This window comes from Pseudonocardia kongjuensis (assembly GCF_039526905.1).
GTDB classification, from domain to species: Bacteria; Actinomycetota; Actinomycetes; order Mycobacteriales; family Pseudonocardiaceae; genus Pseudonocardia; species Pseudonocardia kongjuensis.
The window spans coordinates 200,940-220,867 of the sequence record NZ_BAAAJK010000003.1; the positions used below are offsets into that span (position 1 = coordinate 200,940).

Genomic DNA, 19,928 nt, shown 5'->3' on the forward strand with positions numbered 1-19,928 from the left:
CGGATGAGTCTCGCATCTGAGCACGCCAGGCGTTACAGTCACTCCTGCCATACCTGTTCCTACAGGCATACCAGGCTCCGATATTCCGGAGAGAAAGGCATGCGATCCCCGATGTTCCGCACCACCCGCGCACTCCTGGCCCGTCGATCCCGAAGGCAGAGGTTCCATGACGTCGGTAGCTGAGTTCCTCACCCCCTACGATCCCGATCACGAACGCCGCCTCGTCGAGCGGCAGGCCGCCGCCGACGCGGCGACCGACTGGTCGGCCGTCCCGCAGCACGACCGCCCGCCGACCGTCGCCGACCGCGCGATCGACGAGCGGATCGCACGACGGGAGGCCGACATCGGCCGGGCGCACGGCGCCGCCCGGGCCGCACAGCTGGAGCGGATCGCCGAGACCGCCGCCGAGGCCGGGCACCGCGAGCGCGAGGCCGAACAGGCCCGGGCCGCCGAGACCGCCGCCGTGCGCGAGCGCGACCGGCTGACCGCGATCCTCACCACCGGCCGCGGCGCCCCCGACGAGGGGAACTGGGCCGACCCGGGCCGGATGTCCGAGCGGGCCCGGCTCACCGTCACGGTGAGCGTCCTGATCTACAGCGGCGCCGCGCTGGTCGACGCGAGCCTCAACTACCTGGCGTTCCGGGTGATGGGCGTGTCGCCGATCGAGACCGCGGTGCTCGCCGCGGGCGTCGTCCTGGTGACGGTGCTGCTGCCCAAGCAGCTGGGCGAGATGCTGGAGGCCCGCCGTCGGGGAGCGCGGCGGGGTCCACGCAGGACCGCCCTGATCGTCGCCGCCGGGACGCTCTGGGCGGCGGTGTCGGTGTTCGCCGCCGTCGTCCGGACGCGGTTCCTGCTGCTGCCGGGCGGGGCGGGCACCGGTGCACCGCGGCCGTCGCTGCCCGAGCTCGCCGGGGTGGGCCCCTGGGTGCTGACCCTGGGCTGGCTCGCCGTGGCGCTGGCCGTCGGCCTGGTGGTGCTGGTGCACGCGATGCGCCGGTACAACCCCTACCTGCGACCGTGGCGCGACGCCGGTCGCCGGGCGGCGCGGGGGCACACCGGGACGGTCGCCCGGCGCTGGGAGTCCGACCGGGTGACCGAACGGCTCCGGGCCGCCCGGGCCGGGCTCGCCGCGCTGGACGGCGAGCGCGATCGCGCCGTCGAGACCTGCCGGGCGTTCGCGGGCGAGCTCAAGCAGGTGTACCGCGCCGCCTACCTGCGGGCACTCGGTGCGCCGGAGCACCGTCGCCCGGACGACGCCCCGCCCGCGCTGGAGCAGTCGTGAACCGCCGGACCGGGACCGCGGCCCGCGCCTGCGCCGTTCTGCTCGCTGCTCTGCTCACCGCGACCGGGTGCGCGACCGCGGTCGCGGGGGCACCGGGGAGCACGGTGGTGGTCGGCGGGGCCCGGACCGGCTCGGCCACCGGCTGGGTGCCCGAGCTGGAGCAGGAGTTGGAGACGGCGATCAGCACCGGCGCGACCTGGACGTTCGTGTCCACCGACGGCGGTCCGGAGGTGCTCGCGACGCTCCCGCTGGCGTCCGACGCCGAGAACGACCTCGCAGCGGCGACCGAGCTGGACGCGGTGCGCGAGCAGGCCCGGGGGCTGCTCGACTCACCCGCCCGCAGCCCGGAGGCCGATCCGCTCGGCGCGCTCGTCCTCGCCGGGCGGACGCTGTCCGGTCTGCCGCAGCCGCACCGGATCCTGCTGACCGGGTCGCTGCTGCAGACCGTCGCGCCGCTGCCGTTCCAGGACCGGGACGGGGCCCTGCTCGGGGCCGACCCGGACCAGGTCCTCGACCGGCTGGACCGGGACGGTGCGCTCCCGGCCCTGGAGGGCGTCGAGGTCGTCGTGATCGGCGGCGGGGACGTCGTGCCGCCGCAGGCCCGGCTGCCGGAGGCGACCCGGCAGGCACTCCTCGAGTTCTGGACGACGCTGCTGCACCGGGCGGGCGCCACCGTCCACGTGGTGGAGTCGCCGCGGACCGGGTCACCGCCGCCCGGTCTGCCCCCGGTCACGCCGGTGCCGGTCGCCGAGCCACCGCCGGTCGCCGTCGACGTCCCGACCGTCGCCACCCTGCCCGACCAGGTCCTCGGGTTCCTCCCGGACCGGGCCGAGTTCCGGGATCCGGCGGCCGCGGAACGGGCCCTCGCGCCCTACACCGAGGCGCTCGGCACGGGCCGGTTCCAGGTCGAGGTCACCGGGACGACGTCCTCGGCCGGCACGCCGGAGGGCCGGCTCGCGCTGAGCCGGACCGGGCCGCGCTGGTGGCGATCCTGCTGCTCCGCGGCTCCGGCGCCGATCCCGGGCTGGTCACCGTCCGGGCACTGGGCTCGGACTTCCCCGGCTCCCGGCCGGACCGGGACGCCGCGGGCGAACTCGATCCGGTCGCGGCCGCGGCCAACCGGCAGGTGATCATCCGTCTGGTCCCGCGGTGAGCCACCCGGACGAGCGGTCGGCGGGATCAGGTTCCGGACGGGTGGCGCAGCACCGGACAGCAGCCGGATGAGGGCGGCCAGCAGGTCCTCCGGTCCGGGTCCCGCCGGCTCCGCTGCAGCCACGCCGTCCCGCACCCCGCCACCCACCGAGATGCAGCTGAGCGGGAATTGTCGATCACCCACGCCCGCTGAGCTGCATCTCGGCGAGCCACGGGGTGCGACGCGGGACGCGGCTCGGCCCCGAAGCGGCACGCCGCACCCCGGGCACGCGAACGGCCCCGCCGGAACCCGGCGGGGCCGTTCGAGCTGCGTCGCTACGCGGTCAGCGGCTGCCGACCGGGACGTAGAGCCGCTCCGCCGAGCCGGTGTACAGCTGGCGCGGGCGGCCGATCTTGTTCTGCGGGTCGCTCATCATCTCGCGCCAGTGCGCGATCCAGCCCGGGAGCCGGCCGAGCGCGAACAGGACGGTGAACATCTTGGTCGGGAAGCCCATCGCCCGGTAGATGACGCCGGTGTAGAAGTCGACGTTCGGGTAGAGCTTGCGCTCGACGAAGTAGTCGTCGGCGAGCGCCTTCTCCTCCAGCGACATGGCGATGTCGAGCAGCGGGTCGTTGACGCCGAGCTTCTTCAGGATCGTCTCGGCCTGCTCCTTGACGATCTTGGCGCGCGGGTCGTAGTTCTTGTAGACCCGGTGCCCGAAGCCCATCAGCTTCGCGCCCTGCTCCTTGTTCTTCACCCGGCTCACGAAGTCGTCGACGTTGCCGCCCTCGACGTCCTTGATCCGGGTCAGCATCTCCAGCACGGCCTGGTTGGCGCCACCGTGCAGCGGGCCGAACAGCGCGTTCACCCCGGCCGAGATGGAGGCGAACAGGTTCGCCTGGCTGGAGCCGACCAGCCGCACCGTCGACGTCGAGCAGTTCTGCTCGTGATCGGCGTGCAGGATCAGCAGGGTGTCCAGCGCCCGGGCCATGTCCGGGTCGACCTCGTACGGCTCGGCCGGGAAGCCGAAGGTCATCCGCAGGAAGTTCTCCACCAGGCCCAGCGAGTTGTCCGGGTAGAGGAACGGCTGGCCGACCGACTTCTTGTAGGCGTAGGCGGCGATCGTGAAGACCTTCGCCATCAGCCGGACGGTGGAGAGCTCGACGGCCTCCTCGTCGTGCGGGTCGAGGCTGTCCTGGTAGAACGTCGACAGCGCGCTGACCGCCGAGGACAGCACCGGCATCGGGTGCGCGTCCCGCGGGAAGCCCTCGAAGAAGCGCTTCAGGTCCTCGTGCAGCAGGGTGTGCCTGCTGATCCGGGTGGTGAACGCGTCCAGCTTCTGCCGGGACGGCAGCTCGCCGTAGATGAGCAGGTAGCTGACCTCGAGGAACGTCGAGTTGGTCGCCAGCTGGTCGATGGGGTATCCGCGGTAGCGGAGGATGCCGGCGTCACCGTCGATGTAGGTGATCGCCGAGGCACAGGCGGCGGTGCTCGTGAAGCCCGGATCGAAGGTGACCAGACCGGTCTTGCCAAGGAGCTTGCTGACGTCGACGGCCTGCGACCCCTCCGTCGGGGTGTGCACCGCCATCTCGAACTCGCCGCCGGAATGCTTGAGGACGGCGGAGTCGGAGCGGGCGGCGGTCTCGTCGGACATGTGGAGGTTCCCTCTCACAGCTGGGTCATATGGGTTCAGCCGCACACGCTAGCCCGCCTCGCCGGATCCGCAGAACGCGGCGACGAGGGTCACCCCGAATCGCGCCCGGCGACCGGCGCGCGGTACCGCCAGAACTCCGGGAACCGGGCCACCACGACGAGGGTGCCGACGATGACCGCGATCCCGCCGACGACGGCGCTCGTCCCCGGCCCGATCACGTCCGCCGAGGCGCCGTGCCACATGTCCGCGAGCCGCGGGCCACCCGCGACGACCACGATGAACACGCCCTGCATGCGGCCGCGCATCTCGTCGGTGGCGACGGTCTGCAGCATCGACGACCGGTACACCGAGCTGACCAGGTCGCCCGCCCCGGCGACGGCGAGGGCGAGCACCGCGAGGAACAGCGAGCCGGTGAGACCGAACAGGACGATCCCGCCGCCCCACACGCAGATGGCGACGACGACGGCGACGCCCTGCCGTTGCACCCGCTGCAGCCAGCCGGACAGCACCCCGCCGACGACCATCCCGATCGGGATCGCGGCGAACAGCAGGCCCAGCGCGAAGCCGCCGCCGGGCGGGTCGCCGAAGGTCCGCTCGGCCATCTCCGGGAACATCACCCGCGGCATCCCGAAGCCCATCGCGATCACGTCGACCAGGAACGAGACCAGCAGGATCCGGTGCATGCCGACGTAGCGGAAGCCGTCGACGACGGCCCGGAACCCGACCTTCGGCCGGGGCCCGCCCGCCGCCTGCGCGGAGCTGGGCAGCGACGGCAGCCGCCAGGTCGCCCACAGCGTCGCCAGCAGCGCGATCGCGTCCAGCAGGTACAGCATCGGCAGCCCGATGATCGGGATCAGGATGCCGGCGAGCAGCGGGCCGAGCACCGCGCCGATCTGCACGACGGTCATGTTCAGCGCGTTCGCGGCGGGCAGCTGCTCGGCGGGCAGCAGCCGCGGGATGACGGCGCTGCGGGTCGGCTGGTTCATCGCGAGCATCGCCGACTGGACGGCGAACAGCACCAGCACCACCCAGACGTCGCCGACCCCGCTCGCCGAGACCACCCACAGTGCGAGCGAGGTCAGTGCGATCCCGGAGCCGGTGAACAGCAGCATCACCCGGCGGTCGACGGCGTCGGCGATCGCGCCGCCCCACAGCCCGAACACGATCAGCGGGACCAGGCCGAACAGCCCGGTCAGTCCGACGTAGGCCGACGACCCGGTCATCTGGTAGATCTGCGTCGGGACGGCGACCACGGCGAGCTGGGCGCCGATGACGGTGACGATCCCGGCCGTCCACAGCCTGCGGTAGGCGGGCGTGCGCAGCGGCGTGGTGTCGGCGAACGCGGACCGCAGCGCGCCGGTGAACCGCCCGCCGGCCCGCACCCGGCGGGTCGGCGCGTCGGCGGAGCCCCCGTTGACGACCGGGCGGGTGGGCGAATCCCGGTCCCCGCCCGGCACCGGCTGCGTCGGCCCGTCGCCGGGGTCGTTGCGCTTGCTCACGGGACCACGTCTACACGGGGTCCCCCGCGGCGCGCCTCGGGGTTCCCCTTACGGGGCGAGCCTGCGGACCGACCAGCGGTCGTCCCGGCCGACGTCGAACCGGAGCCGGTCGTGCATCCGGTCGGTGCGGCCCTGCCAGAACTCGACCTGCCACGGCACGATCCGCCAGCCGCCCCAGTGCGGGGGCCGGGGGATCCGCTCGACGTCGTCGAACCGGGCGGTCACCCCGGCCAGCGCCTGGTCGAGCACGTTGCGGCCGGCCACCACGGTCGACTGGGCGGACGCCCACGCCCCGAGCTGCGAGCCGCGCGGCCGGGTCGCCCAGTAGGCGTCGGACTGGGCCTCCGAGCAGCGCTCGACCCGCCCGGCGAGCTGGACCTGGCGGTGCATCGGGTACCAGGGGAACGTGACGGAGGCGACCCGGGTGCGGTTCAGGTCGTGGCTCTTCGCGGACGTGTAGTTGGTGTAGAAGACGATGCCGCCCGAGTCGAGGCCCTTGCACAGCACGGTCCGCGACGCCGGCGTCCCCTCCGGGTCGGCGGTGGCGAGGACCATCGCGTTCGGCTCGGCCAGGCCGGCCTCCCGGGCCTCCTCCAGCCACGCGGCGAGCTGCTCGTGCCAGGTCGGGGCGAGATCGGGCACGTCGAACGGCCGGCCGGCGTAGTCGCTCCGCATCCTCTCCAGTTCGGGCGCGTCCGTCATGGGTCCCCTTCCCGTCGTGCACCCCCGCCGGGTGTCGCAGGGCCGACCGTAGGCGGCAGGTGGTCGCCGGTGCACCCGCCGAACGGCGTGTTCCCCGGCGCGCCGGGCCCGTGACCGATCACACCGGTGCCGCCCGTTGCCGACGCGCGCCCTGCCGGAGAGGGTGACCGGCGAGGCCCGAGCCGAAGGAGACCCGGTGACCGTGACCGAACCGTCCCACGACGTACCTGCGCCACCTCCCGGATTCCGGTCCGGTCTCGAGGGGCACGTCGCGTTCCGCACCGAGATCGCCGAGCCGGACAAGGACGGCGGCTCGCTGCGCTACCGCGGGGTCGACCTGGAGGACCTGGCGGGCATCGTCACCTTCGGCGACGTGTGGGCGCTGCTGGTGGACGGCCGGTTCGGCCAGGGCCTGCCGCCCGCCGAGCCGTTCCCGATCCCGGTGCACACCGGTGACGTGCGGGTGGACGTGCAGGCGGCGCTGGCGATGCTCGCGCCGTACTGGGGCTACCGCCCGCTGCTCGACATCGACGACGCCACGGCCCGCGACAACCTGGCCCGCGCCTCGGTGATGGCGCTGTCCTACGTGGCCCAGTCGGCCCGCGGGATCGGCGTGCCGGCCGTCCCGCAGTCCCGGATCGACGAGTGCTCGACGATCACCGAGCGGTTCATGACCCGCTGGCGCGGCGAGCCGGACCCGCGGCACGTCGCCGCCGTCGACGCCTACTGGGTGTCCGCCGCCGAGCACGGCATGAACGCCTCCACCTTCACCGCCCGGGTGATCGCCTCCACCGGTGCCGACGCCGCGGCGTCGCTGTCCGGCGCGATCGGCGCCATGTCCGGCCCGCTGCACGGCGGCGCGCCGGCCCGGGTGCTGCCGATGATCGACGAGGTGGAACGGACCGGGGACCCGGCGGCGCTGGTCACCGGGCTGCTGGACCGCAAGGAGAAGCTGATGGGCTTCGGGCACCGGGTGTACCGGGCCGAGGACCCGCGGGCCAGGGTGCTCCGGCGCACCTGCCAGGAGCTGGGCGCGCCCCGGTTCGAGGCGGCCGCCGAGCTGGAGCGGACCGCGCTGTCGATCCTGCGGGAACGACGCCCGGACCGCCCGATCGAGACCAACGTCGAGTTCTGGGCCGCCGTCATCCTCGACTTCGCCGAGGTGCCGCCGCACATGATGCCCGCGATGTTCACCTCGGCGCGGACGGCGGGCTGGTCGGCGCACGTGCTGGAGCAGAAGCGCGAGGGCAAGCTGGTGCGGCCGTCCGCGCAGTACATCGGCCCGGGCCCGCGGCGCCCGCAGGACGTCGAGGGCTGGGACCTGATCGCGGGCTGACCCGCACGGCTCGGCGGCCCCCGCCCCGACGGGCGGGGGCCGCCGGTCTCAGCCGACCACCAGCGTGCCCTCGACGAGGAAGGTGTCGTCGAGGAACGGGTAGCTGCCGGCGGGCGCGTCGAACGTGATCCGGGCGGTCGTCCCGGGTGCGACCTTCTGTGCCACCCCCAGCTCCGGGACCAGGAAGGTCAGCCCGATCAGCGGGTCGGTGTTGGTGACGGCGATCGTGACCGGCCCCGGGGCGGCGTTCAGCAGTGCCGGGGCGAAGGACCGGCCCGCATGGTCGGCGAGCAGGCCCCCACCGTCCCGCTCGCGGGCGACCTGCAGCTCCCCCGGCCGGGCCGGGTCGTCGCCCGCGGTCACGAACAGCACCGCGGCCGCCACGGTCGCCACGGCCAGCACGATGCCGATGGCACGGCGCAGCACGGCGGGCCCGGCGCCGTCCGGGGACCGGACGGTGAGCACCGCGAGCGGGATCGCCAGCAGCGACCCGATCCAGGTGGCCAGGCAGGTCAGGAACGACACCGGGTCGCCGGCGGGGGCGCTGACCGCGGCCAGGAACAGTCCGGCGTGGAGGTTGTTCAGCAGCGAGAACACCCCGATGACCACGGCGCCGGAGCGGATGCGGCGGCGGCCGCCGCCCGCCATCAGCAGCAGCCCGGTCAGCATCATCAGATCGACCACGACCAGCGACGGGAAGCCGACGAACCGGCCCGCCGCCTGCAGCAGGACCGTCCCGGCCAGGGTGAGCACGGCGCAGAAGGCGAGCAGCCGGCGCCACGGGAGCCGGGCGGTCGTGTTCGTCGTGGGGGTGGTGCGGGTGTCGGGGGTCGGCATCGTCAGGCTCCGTCCGTCGGCGTCGGGGTGACCCGGCGGACCCCATCCGGGGAGCCGTCCCGGCCGCAGCGGGCAGTCGTCCCCCGGCTGCCGGGACGGGCGCCGGGACGGGGTCAGCTGTCCCGGCGCAGGCCCGCCTCCCGCGCCCGGGCCCCCGCCTCGGCACGGTCGGTGACCTGCAGCTTCGCCAGGACGTTCGAGACGTGGTTGCGGACGGTCTTCGGGCTCAGCGACAACCGGTGCGCGATCGCGGCGTTCCCGGTCCCCTCGGCCAGCAGCGCGAGCACCTCGCGCTCCCGCTCGGACAGGTCCGGGAACGGCAGCGCGGCGTTCGCACCGGCCGCGGCGAAGAACGCCGAGATCCGCCCGGCCACCCCGGCCCCGAAGAAGCCCTGCCCGGCGGCAGCGGCGCGCACGGCGGTCAGGATCTCCGCGGGCGGCGACTCCTTGAGCAGATAGCCGCGGGCCCCGGCCCGCAGCGCGGCGAACACGTTGTCGTCGGTCCCGCTCATGCTCAGCACCACCACCGCGGTGCGGGTGCCGGCCACCAGCCGCCGGGTGGCCTCGAGTCCCCCGATCCCGGGCATCGTCAGGTCCATCAGCACGACGTCCGGTACCCGCGCGGCCACCAGCTCCAGGGCCTGCTCGCCGGACTCGCCCTCCCCGACGACGTCGAGGTCCGGGGCGGACGCCAGCACGGCCCGCACCCCCGCCCGGAACGTCGGGTGGTCGTCGACCACGACGACGGTGACCGGTGCGCTCACCGCGGCACCGGCAGGACCGCCCGGACGACGGTGCCGCCACCCGGCCCGGCGCCGACCCGCAGCGTCCCGCCGAGTTCCTCGGCGCGCCGTCGCATGCTGGCCAGGCCGACCCCCGGCCCGGCGTCGGCGCGGATCCCGCTCCCGTCGTCGGCGACCTCGACGAGCAGCGACCCGGGCTCGGTGCCCAGCCGGACCGTGCAGGTGCTGGCACCGGCGTGCCGGGCCGCGTTGGTGAGGGCCTCGGCGGCGATCCGGAAGGCGGCCACCTCGACGGCCGGGGGCAGCCCGTCCGGCACGTCGGCCTCCACCGCGCAGGTCAGGTCCCCGGCCGAGAACGCCCGGGCGCGCTCGCGCAGGGCCCCGGCCAGCCCGGAGGCGTCCAGCCCGGCCGGGCGCAGGTCGTCGACGACCCGCCGGACCTCGCCGACGACCTCGCGCAGCCGTCCCTCCAGCTCCCGCAGCACCGGCTCCCCGGTCCTCGAGGCGACGGCACCGAGCTGGAGCGCGAGCCCGGCCAGCTCGGGCCCGACCCCGTCGTGCAGGTCCCGGTGCAGGCGCAGCCGCTCCGTCTCCCGGGCGGTCGCGAGCAGCTCCCGCTCCCGGCGCAGGCCCGCGGTGACCGACCGCAGGTGCACGCCGAGGGCGACGCTCCCGAGCAGGGCGGTCAGACCCACCGCCACCAGGACGTCGGACAGCGGCTGCGCGGTGACCGGGGACAGGTGGGCGGCCACGAACACGGCCTCGCCGGCGGCGAGCAGCCCCAACTGCCAGCGGTCGTCGCCGCTCGCGCGCCGCCACCGCACGACCGCCAGCAGGGCGGCCGCGGGCACCAGCACGACCGCGGTCAGCCCGATCAGCACCCCGGCCGCCGGGCCGAGCCACGGCGCCCACGCCAGGCCGAGCGGATTCGGCACCGCGGCGAACGGCCCGGCGGGGCCGGGGGCGAACGCGCTGAACACCGCGATCAGGACGAGGACGCCCGCCACCGGCGCACCCAACCGGGCGGCGGCACCGGACCGGAGGACGACCGGCAGCAGCAACGCGGGCAGGAAGAAGGGCACCCAGGTCCAGGTGGCCAGCCAGGCCGCGGCGGCAGCGCCGGGCGCACCGCCCACCTCCGCCGACCACACCGCGTAGGCCCCCGCCACCGCCCCGACGGCGATCGGGGCCGTCCCGAGCAGGACCAGACCGGTCCGCCGGTCCCGGGCCACCACGGCGGCGCCGACCGTCGGCCCCAGCACGCTCAGCCAGAGGTCGGCGAGGTGCAGGTTCGTGGTGTCCCGCAGTCCGCCGACGGTGCTGGCGTGCAGAACCAGCGCGGCGACGGCCAGCGCGAGGGAACCCACCGCGACCGGCCAGGCGAGCACGGTCGCGGGGACGGGAAGGGCACGCGGACGGATCCGGAGCACCGCGGAAGGGTCCCAGGTGCGATGTCCCGCTGGCCAGGGACGCGCGGCCCGGACCGGCCGGGCGCCTCACCCGGCCGGCAGCGGCTCCGGGACACGCCGGCGCCGGATCGCGATCGACAGCACCGCCGCCACCAGGCACAGCATCGCCCCGCCGTACCAGGCGGCGTCGTACCCGCCCAGCGCGTCGCGCACCAGCCCGGCGGCGAGCGCCGCGACGGCCGCGCCCACCTGGTGCGCGGCGAAGATCCACCCGAACACCACGGCCGAGCGGGCGCCGAACTCGGCCCGGGCCAGCGCCATCGTCGGCGGCACCGTGGCCACCCAGTCCAGGCCGTAGAACACGACGAAGGCGAGCATGCTGGCGTTCAGGTCGGTCCCGAACAGCGCGGGCAGCGCGAACAGCGACACCCCGCGCAGCGTGTAGTAGGCGGCCAGCAGCACCCGCGGATCGAACCGGTCGGTCAACCAGCCGGAGAAGACCGTCCCGACCAGGTCGAACACGCCGACGACGGCGAGCAGCGACGCGGCCGTCGTCGCGGGCATCCCGTGGTCGTGCGCGGCCGGGACGAAATGCGCCTGGACCAGGCCCGCGGTCGTCGCACCGCAGATGAAGAAGCCGGCGAACAGCAACCAGAACGTCCGGTTCCCGGACGCCTCGACGAGCGAGCGCAGCGCGAGCGCGGCGGCGCCGGTGCGCTGCGCGGGGACCGCGTCGGCCTCGGTGCCGCCGTACGGGGGCAGCCCGAGATCGGCCGGCCGGTCGCGCAGGAACAGCAGCACGACCGGTACGACGGCGAGTGCCGCGACCGCCGTGACCAGCGCCGCCGGCCGCCAGCCCGCCGACTCGACGATCATCGCGACCAGCGGCAGGAACACCAGCTGCCCGGTCGCCGACGCCGCGGTGAGGATCCCGGACACCAGGCCGCGGCGGGCGACGAACCACCGGTTCACCACGGTCGCGACCAGCGCGAGGGCCATCGAGCCGGTACCCAGCCCGACGATCACGCCCCACAGCAGCACCAGCTGCCACACCTGCGTCATGAACACGGTGCTGCCCGCGCCGGCCGCGACGAGCAGCAGCGCGACGGTCACCACCCGGCGCACCCCGAAGCGTTCCATCAGCGCCGCCGCGAACGGCGCCGTCACCCCGAACAGCGCGAGGTTCACCGCGATCGCGAACGAGATCGCCCCGATCGACCAGCCGAACTCGGCGTGCAGCGGCTCGACCAGCACCCCGGGCGTCGACCGGAACCCGGCCGCGCCGAGCAGCGCGAGGAACGTCGCCCCGGCGACCCACCAGGCCGGGTGCACCCGGCGTGCCCGTCCCGCCGCGCGCGGGGGTGCCTCCGTCATGGAGATCAGACTGCGCGGTGCCGCCCGCCCGGGACAGTGGCCGAACGGACGACATGTGCAAAAATCCGGCCATGGCCGTCCCACCGCACCGGGTCGGGGTGCTCGCCGTCGACGGGGTGATCACCTTCGAGCTGGCGATCCCGGAACGCATCCTCGGCACCACCACCGGCACCGACGGCACCCCGCTCTACGACGTGCGGGTCGGCTCCGTCGACGGCGGCCCGGTCCGCACGAGCTCGGGCTACCGGCTGCTCCCCGAGCACGGCCCCGAGGTGCTGGCGGACGCGCAGACCCTGGTCGTCCCGGCGATCGCCGGTCCGCACTCGCCCGGCCCGGCCGGTGGCCCGGAGCAGGAGACGGACCGCCGGGTGCTCGACCTGCTGCACCGGGTCGCCGGCCGGGCGCGGATCGTCGGGATCTGCACCGGCGCCTTCGTCCTCGCCGAGGCCGGCCTGCTCGACGGCCGCCCGGCGACGACGCACTGGGCGCACGCGAACCGGCTCCGGCGCCGGTTCCCGCAGGTGCGGCTCGATCCGGACGTCCTGTTCGTCGACGACGGCGACCTGCTCACCTCGGCCGGCGTCGCCGCCGGGATCGACCTGTGCCTGCACCTGGTGCGCCGCGACCACGGGGTGGAGATCGCCGCCACCACCGCCCGGCGCAACGTGGTCGCGCCGTGGCGGGAGGGCGGGCAGGCCCAGTTCGTCGAGACCCGGATGCCGGAGGGGTCCGGCACCGACACCGCGGCGGTGCGCCGCTGGGCGGTCGAGCACCTGGACCGCTCCCCCGGCGTCGACGAGCTCGCCGCACGCGCGTCGATGAGCGTGCGCACCTTCACCCGCCGGTTCCGCGCCGAGACCGGCACCAGTCCGGGCCGCTGGCTCGCCGCGCAGCGGCTGGACCGGGTACGGCGGCTGCTGGAGACCACCGACCTGCCGGTCGAGCAGATCGCCGCGCGCACCGGCTTCGGCACGACCGCCGCGCTGCGGCACCGGTTGCACGCCGAGATCGGGATGGCCCCGCTGGCGTACCGGCGCGCGCACCGGCCCCCGCGCGCGGGCTGAGCGTCGGGTGTGGCCCGGCGCACCGTCGCCGCTGCGGGGCCGCACGGTGCTGCGACACTGGCAGCGTGACCTCTCCTGCCGACCTGAAGATCCCTGTCGATCTCCTGCCGTCGGACGGCCGCTTCGGATGCGGTCCGTCCAAGGTGCGCCCGGAGCAGCTCTCCGCGCTGGCCGCGACCGGCGACTCCCTGATGGGCACCTCGCACCGGCAGAAGCCGGTGAAGAACCTGGTGGGACGCGTGCGGGCCGGGCTCACCGAACTCTTCTCGCTGCCCGAGGGCTACCAGGTCGTCCTCGGCAACGGCGGGTCCACCGCGTTCTGGGACGCGGCCGCCTTCGGCCTGGTCCGCCGCCGCTCGCTGCACCTGACCTACGGCGAGTTCTCGCAGAAGTTCGCCGACACCACGACCGGGGCGCCGTTCCTGGCCGATCCGGTGGTCGTCTCGACCGAGCCGGGCACCGCGCCCGCTCCGGTCAGCGACCCGTCGGTCGACGCGATCGCCTGGGCGCACAACGAGACCTCGACCGGCGTCGCGGTGCCGGTGCAGCGGCCCGCCGACGCGACCGACGACCAGCTCGTGCTCATCGACGCGACCTCCGGCGCCGGCGGCCTGCCGGTCGACGTCGCGCAGTCGGATGTCTACTACTTCGCGCCGCAGAAGGGCTTCGCCTCCGACGGCGGCCTGTTCATCGCCCTGATGAGCCCGCGCGCCCTGGACCGGGTCGCCGAGCTGAAGTCGGCCGGCGACCGGTGGATCCCGCCGTTCCTGTCGCTGGCCACCGCCGTCGACAACTCCGGCAAGGACCAGACGTACAACACCCCGGCGGTCGCCACCCTGTTCCTGCTCGCCGAGCAGATCGACTGGCTGGGCGGCCTCGGCGGGCTGGACGGCGCCGTGGCGCGCACCCGCGACTCGTCCGGGCGGCTGTACTCGTGGGCCGAGAACAGCGCGTTCGCGACGCCGTTCGTGACCGACCCGGCGCACCGCAGCCAGGTGGTCGGCACGATCGACTTCGACGACGCGGTGGACGCCGCCGCGGTCGCCGCCGCGCTGCGGGCCAACGGGATCGTCGACACCGAGCCGTACCGCAAGCTGGGCCGCAACCAGCTCCGGATCGGCATGTTCCCGGCGGTCGAGCCGGCCGACGTGTCGGCGCTGACCGCGAGCATCGACTGGGTCGTGGAGCAGCTCGGCACCTGAGCCGCAGCTCCTGAACAGCACAGCTCTCGGGCAGCACAGCTCCTGAGCAGCGCAGCTCCCGAGCCGCCCGGCTCCCGGGCGGTCCGGCTCCTGCTCATCGCCCGGGCTCGTCCCGGGCAGCTCGACCTCCGGGCGTCCGCCCTCCGGACAGCACCCGCCGGCCGGGTCCCGCAACCTGCGGGGCCCGGCCGTCGTGCGTCCGGTACCGGTGGGCCCGGTCGGGGTTGCCTCGCCGCGGCGTCCGTTGCCCGATCGATAGACACTCGTTGTAGTCACAGGAGTAACATCCGCCCCACTTGCATCGTGTGTCACGCGTCATGGAAGCCTGGGCACGGTGAGTGAGACCGTCTCGCAGATCCGTCTGCCAGGTGGATGTCGTCGACCAGGCAGAACTCGCACGGCGCGCCTCACCCGGCACGGAGCTGCAGGCATCTACCGTCACCCGGACGGGGACGACAGCAGGAGGATTGATCGATGCGCGCGTTGCGGGTCGTGGGGGTGACCGGGGACGGCTCGGTCGTCCTCGAGGACCCGGGGCGCCGCGAGCGCTACACGGTGCCGGCCGACGAGCAGCTCCGCGCTGCCGCACGTGGTGACGTGACCCGGCTCGGCCAGATCGCGATCGAGTTGGAGAGCCAGTTGCGCCCACGGGAGATCCAGGCCCGCATCCGGGGCGGCGCGTCGGTCGACGAGGTCGCCGCCGCGGCGGGCGTCCCGACCCAGAAGATCGAGCGGTTCGCCTACCCGGTCCTCCTCGAGCGTTCCCGCACCGCCGAGCTCGCCCAGAGCGCGCACCCGCAGCGGGCCGACGGCCCCGACTCGCGCACCCTCGGCGAGACCGTCGCGCACACCTTCGGCCTGCGCGGCCAGGACTTCACCGCGGCCGGCTGGGACTCCTGGAAGGGCGAGGACGGCAAGTGGGTCGTCGTCCTGACCTGGCAGACCGGGCGGTCCGACAACGCCGCGCACTGGTCGTTCCAGCCCGGGGCGCACGGTGGCACCGTGTCCCCGCTGGACGAGCACGCCTCCGATCTCGTCGAGGGCCTCCCGGCGCGGCCGCTGCGCCCGCTCGGCTCGGTCGTCGACATCGCGCGCGACGAGGAGCCCGTCGGGGACCACCCCACCGAGGCCACCCCGGCCCGGGCGGTCGCGGGCGGCCAGGCGCACCCGCCGGCCGACTCCTGGGGCCGCGGGATCGCGCCCGAGCAGCGGCGCGCCAGCCCGCCGCCGCGGCCGCGGGTCGAGGCACCCACCCGGGGCAGCACGACGCGGCCCGACGAGACCCGGGCACCGGCCGCCGCCGCACCGACGATCCCGCGGGTCGAACCCGCCGAGCCCGAGCACGCCGCCGGCACCGGGGCCTCCTCCGCCGAGCCGATGCCCGGTGACGGGACCGCCTCCGTCGACGACGTCGACGGTGCCGGCGGGGCTGCGGCCGAGGCACGGGCCGCGGGCGCCGCGGACCGTGGCGCGGCGGGGCAGGCCACCGTTGGCGGGGAGCAGGGCAGCGACCCGGCACCCGGCGGCGGCACCGCACCCGGCCACGCAGCACCCGGCGGCGGCACCGCAACCGGCCACGCAGCACCCGGCGGCGGCACCGCAACCGGCAACGCAGCACCCGGCCACGCAGCACCCGGCCACGCAGCGCCCGGCGGCAACCCGGCCCGCGGTAGCGCGGCAGCCGGCAGCGGCTCGGCAACCGGCAGCGCCCCAGCACACGGAAGCGGCCCGGCGTCCGGCAGCGGCGCGGCGTCCGGCAGCGGCGCGGCGTCCGGCGGCGGCGCGGTCACCGGTGGCTCGGCGACCGACGATGGAGCCGGGTCCGGTGCGGGCACCGCGACCGGCCGGGCGAGCACAGCAGGCGACACGATCGCCGATGCCACGACGGGCCGCGACACCGCAGACCGGGGTACCGCCACCGGCGACGCAGCGCGCGGCACCGGTGTGGCGGACGGCGGACCGGACACCGGCGCGCCGGCCGGTGACACGGCGAGCCGCGCCGTCGAACTCGACGGCGCCTCCCACCGGAACAACGCGACCGGCAACGCCGCGACCGGGAACACGCCGGCCGGCAGCGCCGCGACCGGGAACAACGCGACCGGCAGCGCCGCGAGCGACGGCGCCGGCAGTGCCCGGTCCGGCGCGGCGGCGACGGACGGGAAGCCGAACCCGGGGGCATCGGCGGCCGGTGACGCGGCGCCGGACGCCGCGACGGCGACCGACACCACGGCCGGGGACACCGGAGTCCGACTGGACTCCGCCACCTCTCCCACGGCCGACCGCACCGGCGCCACCGACTCCGACGCCGAGCCCCACGCCCGGGCCGGCGCCACCGACTCCGACCCCGATCAGAGCGCCGGCGCGACGGAGCAGGGCGGCGACACCTCGGAGCGACAGGACTCGACCACCGGGGCCGCCGACCAGTCGTCCCGCCAGCGTGGAGCGGCCTCCCGGCGGACCAAGAAGGGCAAGCCGGTCATGCCGTCCTGGGACGAGGTCCTCCTCGGCGTCCGCGGACAGCGCTGATCCGTTCGCACGGGTTCGCTGCGTTCGCACGGGATCGGATCCCGTGCGAACGTGCCGAACCCGTGCGAACGTGCTCGGGTGGTGGGGTGGCACGGCGGCGGCGGGCGTGGCCCCGGACTTCGGTGCGACTCCCCCGCGCAGCGGCACTGCCCCGTGGCCCGACGCAACGGCACAGCCACATAGCCGCGCCTCCGCGCACAGCGATACAGCAACGGCGACGGCGCCGCGCACACCCGCGACGCAGCAGCGCTCCGGCGAACGCCACGGGGCGACGCTCCGGCCGATCCCGGGCCCCGGGGGCCGCGCGCCACCGTCACACATCCGCACGGGATCCCGTCATCCGCACGGGATTCGATCCCGTGCGAACGCACCGAACCCGTGCGAACGCAAGCGAACCCGCGCTGCGGCGCAGCACCGCGGCACCGCGCTACCGCGGCACAGCGGCACAGCGGCACCGCCGCGCAGTTGCACCGCGGCGCAGCAGCACGACGTGCCGGCCGCCCCGCGCGCCGCCGACGCTCAGCCGGCGGTCACGGCGTGGAACGCGACCGCGGCCGCGGTGGCGACGTTCAACGAGTCGACCCCCGAGGCCATCGGGATCCGGATCCGCCGGTCCGCGGCGGCCAGCGCCTCGTCACTGAGGCCCGGCCCCTCGGCTCCGAGCAGCAGCGCGACCCGGGTCCCGGCGAGCCCCGCGGTCGCCAGCGGCTCGGCGTCCGCCGCGGGGGTCAGCGCTGCCACCGTGAAACCGTTGTCACGCAGCGTGTCGAGCGACGCGGGCCAGCTGCCTGCCAAACGGGTGAACGGCACCCGGAGTACGTGGCCCATCGACACCCGGACGCTGCGCCGATAGAGCGGGTCGGAGCAACCCGGCCCGAGCAGGATCCCGTCCACCCCCAGCGCGGCCGCGTTGCGGAACAGTGAACCGAGGTTCTCGTGATCACCGACGCCCTCGCAGACCGCGATCGTGCGGGCCCGCTCCAGCAGTCCGGCGACCGGCGGCTCGGGGACCCGGTCGGCGACGGCGAGAACGCCGCGATTGAGGTGGAAACCCACCGCCCGGGCCATCGTGTCCGCGTCCGTGGAGTAGGCCGGTACGTCCACCCGGTCGAGTTCGTCGGCGAGCTCCGCCAGGCGCCGAGGCACCCCCAGCAGCGAACGCACCGGGTAGGCCGACTCCAGCAGCCGCCGCACGACGACGACGCCCTCCGCGATCACCAGTCCGCGCCCACCGGGCCGATCCGGGCGCCGATCGGCGGTGGTGAGGTCGCGGAAGTCGTCGATCCTGGGGTCGTCCGGGATGTCAACCGGCGTGAGTATGGCCACGACGGCCGATCGTCCCACGTCACTGACCGTTCACCGCGTCCGGTCGCCCGGTCAGCCGGTACCGCCCGGTCCGGCGATATGTCACCGTGTACTGCCTCTCCCTTCGAAACCGGGCCTGGTCCGGGAGGGTGAGGAGGCGCTCCCCGTTCGATGGAGGTCGGTTCACGCATGGGTCAGGTGGTCGACCGGACGACGTTCACCCGGCGCGACCGCCAGCGATACCGGATCAAGGTGCAACGCTGCCTGGACTCCCTGGCGGACATGCTCCGCACCTACCCCTTCCCCGAGACCGAGCCGATGACCGGGGTGGAGGTCGAGTTCAATCTCGTCGATCCGGAGCTGGCGCCGTCGCTGAACGGTCACGACGTCCTGGAGACGATCAACAGAGGTGAGTGGCAGACCGAGCTCGGCCGCTGGAACCTCGAGCTGAACCTGCCGCCGCGGCCGCTGCCCGGCGACCAGTGGCGCCAGCTCGAGCACGAGCTGCTCGATCTGCTCGCCGGCGCCGGCGCCAAGGCGGGCGACCTGCGCACCCAGCTCGTCATGATCGGGATCCTGCCGACCCTCGACCCGGGCCACATGGTCGGGGAGTCGATCACCGCGGACGACCGCTACCAGGCGTTGAACGACCAGATGCTCAACGCCCGGGGCGAGCCGATCCGGATCGACATCGCGGGCTGCGATCCCGACGAGCGGGTCAACGCCGATTTCGACACGATCATCCCGGAGGCCGCCTGCACCTCACTGCAGCTGCACCTACAGGTGGCGCCGTCGGAGTTCGCCCGCTACTGGAACGCCGCGCAGTGCCTGGCCGGCGTCCAGCTCGGGCTCGGCGCGAACTCACCGTTCCTGCTGGGTTCCCAGCTGTGGGCGGAGACCCGGATCCCGCTGTTCGAGCAGTCCTGCGACGTCCGCACCCCCGAGTTCCACAACCAGGGCGTACGGCCCCGGGTCTGGTTCGGCGAGCGCTGGATCGACTCGGTGCTGGACCTGTTCTCCGAGAACGCCCGCTACTTCCCGGCCCTGATGCCGCTGACCACCGACATCGACCCGGTCGCCCAGATGCGTGACCACGGCTTCCCCGAGCTGCCCGAGCTGACCCTGCACAACGGCACGATCTGGCGCTGGAACCGGCCGATCTACGACAGTACGGGGCCCACCCCGCACGTCCGGCTGGAGAACCGGGTGCTCCCGGCCGGACCGACCACCGTCGACATGGTCGCGAACGCACTGTTCTTCTACGGGCTGCTGCGCACGCTCGTCGAGTCCGACCAGGAGCTGTGGCGGTCGGTGTCGTTCGAGGCCGCCCGGGAGAACTTCCAGACCGCCGCCCGGCACGGCATGCAGGCGCCGCTCTACTGGCCGGGTACCGGCTGGATCAATCCGGACGAGCTGGCGCTGCGCAAGCTGATCCCGCTGGCGCACGAGGGTCTGGCCCGCTGGGGCGTCAGCGAGGCCGTCTGCGACCGCTACCTGACGGTGCTGGAGCGACGGTGCGTGACCCGGCAGACGGGGGCGTCCTGGCAGCTCGACACCGTCGCGGCGCTGGAGGCCCGCGGCGCGGACCGGATCACCGCACTGCACGGGATGCTCGAGCGCTACCTGCCCCGATCCGCCGCCAACGAGCCGGTGCACACCTGGGAGATCCCCGCCTGATCCCGGGCTGAACCGCCGGACCCGCTTCACCATCGCGAAGGGTCTCCTGCCGAAGCGACCCGGCACGGGCCGCTGCTTCCTACCGTCCTCCACCGCGCGACCGCCCCGGGCGCGTGAGGAGGTCGGAGCGCCATGTCCGTGCAGCAGCCGCCGGGACCGCGGTGCGGTCCCGCCCACCGGTGACGC

At 74.8% G+C, this 19,928-nt stretch carries 15 protein-coding genes; 7 read left to right on the plus strand and 8 right to left on the minus strand.

Annotated elements, in window-relative coordinates:
* Nucleotides 1–166: 166 nt before the first annotated feature.
* Complete coding sequence (locus tag ABD160_RS04010; RefSeq protein WP_344018310.1) at nucleotides 167–1,282, plus strand: hypothetical protein; 1,116 nt, start codon at nucleotides 167–169, stop codon at nucleotides 1,280–1,282.
* On the plus strand, nucleotides 1,279–2,412 hold the full coding sequence (locus ABD160_RS04015) for a hypothetical protein (protein ID WP_344018312.1): 1,134 nt from the start codon (nucleotides 1,279–1,281) through the stop codon (nucleotides 2,410–2,412). The genes ABD160_RS04010 and ABD160_RS04015 overlap by 4 nt, the downstream gene beginning before the upstream one ends.
* 345 nt (nucleotides 2,413–2,757) lie before the next feature.
* Here ABD160_RS04015 and ABD160_RS04020 read toward each other — a convergent pair whose 3' ends face one another.
* The 3 genes from ABD160_RS04020 to pdxH form a co-directional block, all read right to left on the minus strand.
* Nucleotides 2,758–4,068 (minus strand): citrate synthase, encoded by a 1,311-nt coding sequence (locus tag ABD160_RS04020; RefSeq protein WP_344018314.1) that lies wholly within the window; start codon nucleotides 4,066–4,068, stop codon nucleotides 2,758–2,760.
* A gap of 89 nt (nucleotides 4,069–4,157) precedes the next feature.
* Nucleotides 4,158–5,567, minus strand: coding sequence for an MFS transporter (locus ABD160_RS04025; RefSeq protein WP_425563573.1), 1,410 nt, complete (start codon nucleotides 5,565–5,567; stop codon nucleotides 4,158–4,160).
* A gap of 48 nt (nucleotides 5,568–5,615) precedes the next feature.
* Nucleotides 5,616–6,269, minus strand: coding sequence for a pyridoxamine 5'-phosphate oxidase (gene pdxH / locus ABD160_RS04030; RefSeq protein ID WP_425563574.1), 654 nt, complete (start codon nucleotides 6,267–6,269; stop codon nucleotides 5,616–5,618).
* Between the two features lie 196 nt (nucleotides 6,270–6,465).
* On the opposite strand from pdxH, the gene ABD160_RS04035 reads away from it, so the two are divergent.
* Nucleotides 6,466–7,605: a citrate synthase 2 gene (locus ABD160_RS04035; RefSeq protein WP_425563575.1), complete on the plus strand. Its 1,140-nt coding sequence runs from the start codon at nucleotides 6,466–6,468 to the stop codon at nucleotides 7,603–7,605.
* A gap of 48 nt (nucleotides 7,606–7,653) precedes the next feature.
* Here the strand turns inward: ABD160_RS04035 and ABD160_RS04040 are convergent, their stop codons facing one another.
* The 4 genes from ABD160_RS04040 to ABD160_RS04055 all read right to left on the minus strand — a co-directional run bounded on the left by ABD160_RS04040 (nucleotide 7,654) and on the right by ABD160_RS04055 (nucleotide 11,968).
* The gene (locus tag ABD160_RS04040; protein ID WP_344018319.1) at nucleotides 7,654–8,442 is read right to left on the minus strand and encodes a cupredoxin domain-containing protein; all 789 of its coding nucleotides are present in this window, start codon (nucleotides 8,440–8,442) and stop codon (nucleotides 7,654–7,656) included.
* Between the two features lie 113 nt (nucleotides 8,443–8,555).
* Nucleotides 8,556–9,206, minus strand: coding sequence for a response regulator (locus tag ABD160_RS04045; RefSeq protein WP_344018321.1), 651 nt, complete (start codon nucleotides 9,204–9,206; stop codon nucleotides 8,556–8,558).
* Nucleotides 9,203–10,615 (minus strand): sensor histidine kinase, encoded by a 1,413-nt coding sequence (locus ABD160_RS04050; RefSeq protein ID WP_344018324.1) that lies wholly within the window; start codon nucleotides 10,613–10,615, stop codon nucleotides 9,203–9,205. Before ABD160_RS04050 ends, ABD160_RS04045 begins: the two co-directional genes overlap by 4 nt.
* A 66-nt stretch (nucleotides 10,616–10,681) precedes the next feature.
* Nucleotides 10,682–11,968 (minus strand): MFS transporter, encoded by a 1,287-nt coding sequence (locus ABD160_RS04055; protein ID WP_344018326.1) that lies wholly within the window; start codon nucleotides 11,966–11,968, stop codon nucleotides 10,682–10,684.
* Between the two features lie 71 nt (nucleotides 11,969–12,039).
* On the opposite strand from ABD160_RS04055, the gene ABD160_RS04060 reads away from it, so the two are divergent.
* From ABD160_RS04060 to sepH, 3 genes are all read left to right on the plus strand, one after another.
* A complete protein-coding gene (locus ABD160_RS04060) occupies nucleotides 12,040–13,032 on the plus strand; it encodes a GlxA family transcriptional regulator (RefSeq protein ID WP_344018328.1) in 993 nt (330 codons plus the stop codon).
* A gap of 65 nt (nucleotides 13,033–13,097) precedes the next feature.
* Complete coding sequence (gene serC / locus ABD160_RS04065) at nucleotides 13,098–14,234, plus strand: phosphoserine transaminase (protein WP_344018330.1); 1,137 nt, start codon at nucleotides 13,098–13,100, stop codon at nucleotides 14,232–14,234.
* A gap of 474 nt (nucleotides 14,235–14,708) precedes the next feature.
* Nucleotides 14,709–16,760, plus strand: a complete 2,052-nt coding sequence (gene sepH, locus ABD160_RS04070; protein WP_344018333.1) for a septation protein SepH — start codon at nucleotides 14,709–14,711, stop codon at nucleotides 16,758–16,760.
* A 519-nt stretch (nucleotides 16,761–17,279) separates the two neighbouring features.
* Here sepH and ABD160_RS04075 read toward each other — a convergent pair.
* On the minus strand, nucleotides 17,280–18,086 hold the full coding sequence (locus ABD160_RS04075) for a TrmH family RNA methyltransferase (RefSeq protein WP_344018335.1): 807 nt from the start codon (nucleotides 18,084–18,086) through the stop codon (nucleotides 17,280–17,282).
* Nucleotides 18,087–18,254: 168 nt separating this feature from the next.
* Between ABD160_RS04075 and ABD160_RS04080 the strand changes: the two genes are divergently transcribed.
* Entirely contained in the window at nucleotides 18,255–19,742 is a 1,488-nt protein-coding gene (locus tag ABD160_RS04080; RefSeq protein WP_344018337.1) for a glutamate-cysteine ligase family protein, read from the plus strand.
* Nucleotides 19,743–19,928: the final 186 nt, after the last annotated feature.

Coding starts and splice junctions, on each gene's coding strand:
- ABD160_RS04040 (WP_344018319.1), bottom strand. CDS start 8,442: ATGCCGACCCCCGACACCCGCACCACCCCCACGACGAACACGACCGCC.
- ABD160_RS04080 (WP_344018337.1), top strand. CDS start 18,255: ATGGGTCAGGTGGTCGACCGGACGACGTTCACCCGGCGCGACCGCCAG.
- pdxH (WP_425563574.1), bottom strand. CDS start 6,269: ATGACGGACGCGCCCGAACTGGAGAGGATGCGGAGCGACTACGCCGGC.
- ABD160_RS04010 (WP_344018310.1), top strand. CDS start 167: ATGACGTCGGTAGCTGAGTTCCTCACCCCCTACGATCCCGATCACGAA.
- ABD160_RS04055 (WP_344018326.1), bottom strand. CDS start 11,968: ATGACGGAGGCACCCCCGCGCGCGGCGGGACGGGCACGCCGGGTGCAC.
- ABD160_RS04020 (WP_344018314.1), bottom strand. CDS start 4,068: ATGTCCGACGAGACCGCCGCCCGCTCCGACTCCGCCGTCCTCAAGCAT.
- sepH (WP_344018333.1), top strand. CDS start 14,709: ATGCGCGCGTTGCGGGTCGTGGGGGTGACCGGGGACGGCTCGGTCGTC.
- ABD160_RS04060 (WP_344018328.1), top strand. CDS start 12,040: ATGGCCGTCCCACCGCACCGGGTCGGGGTGCTCGCCGTCGACGGGGTG.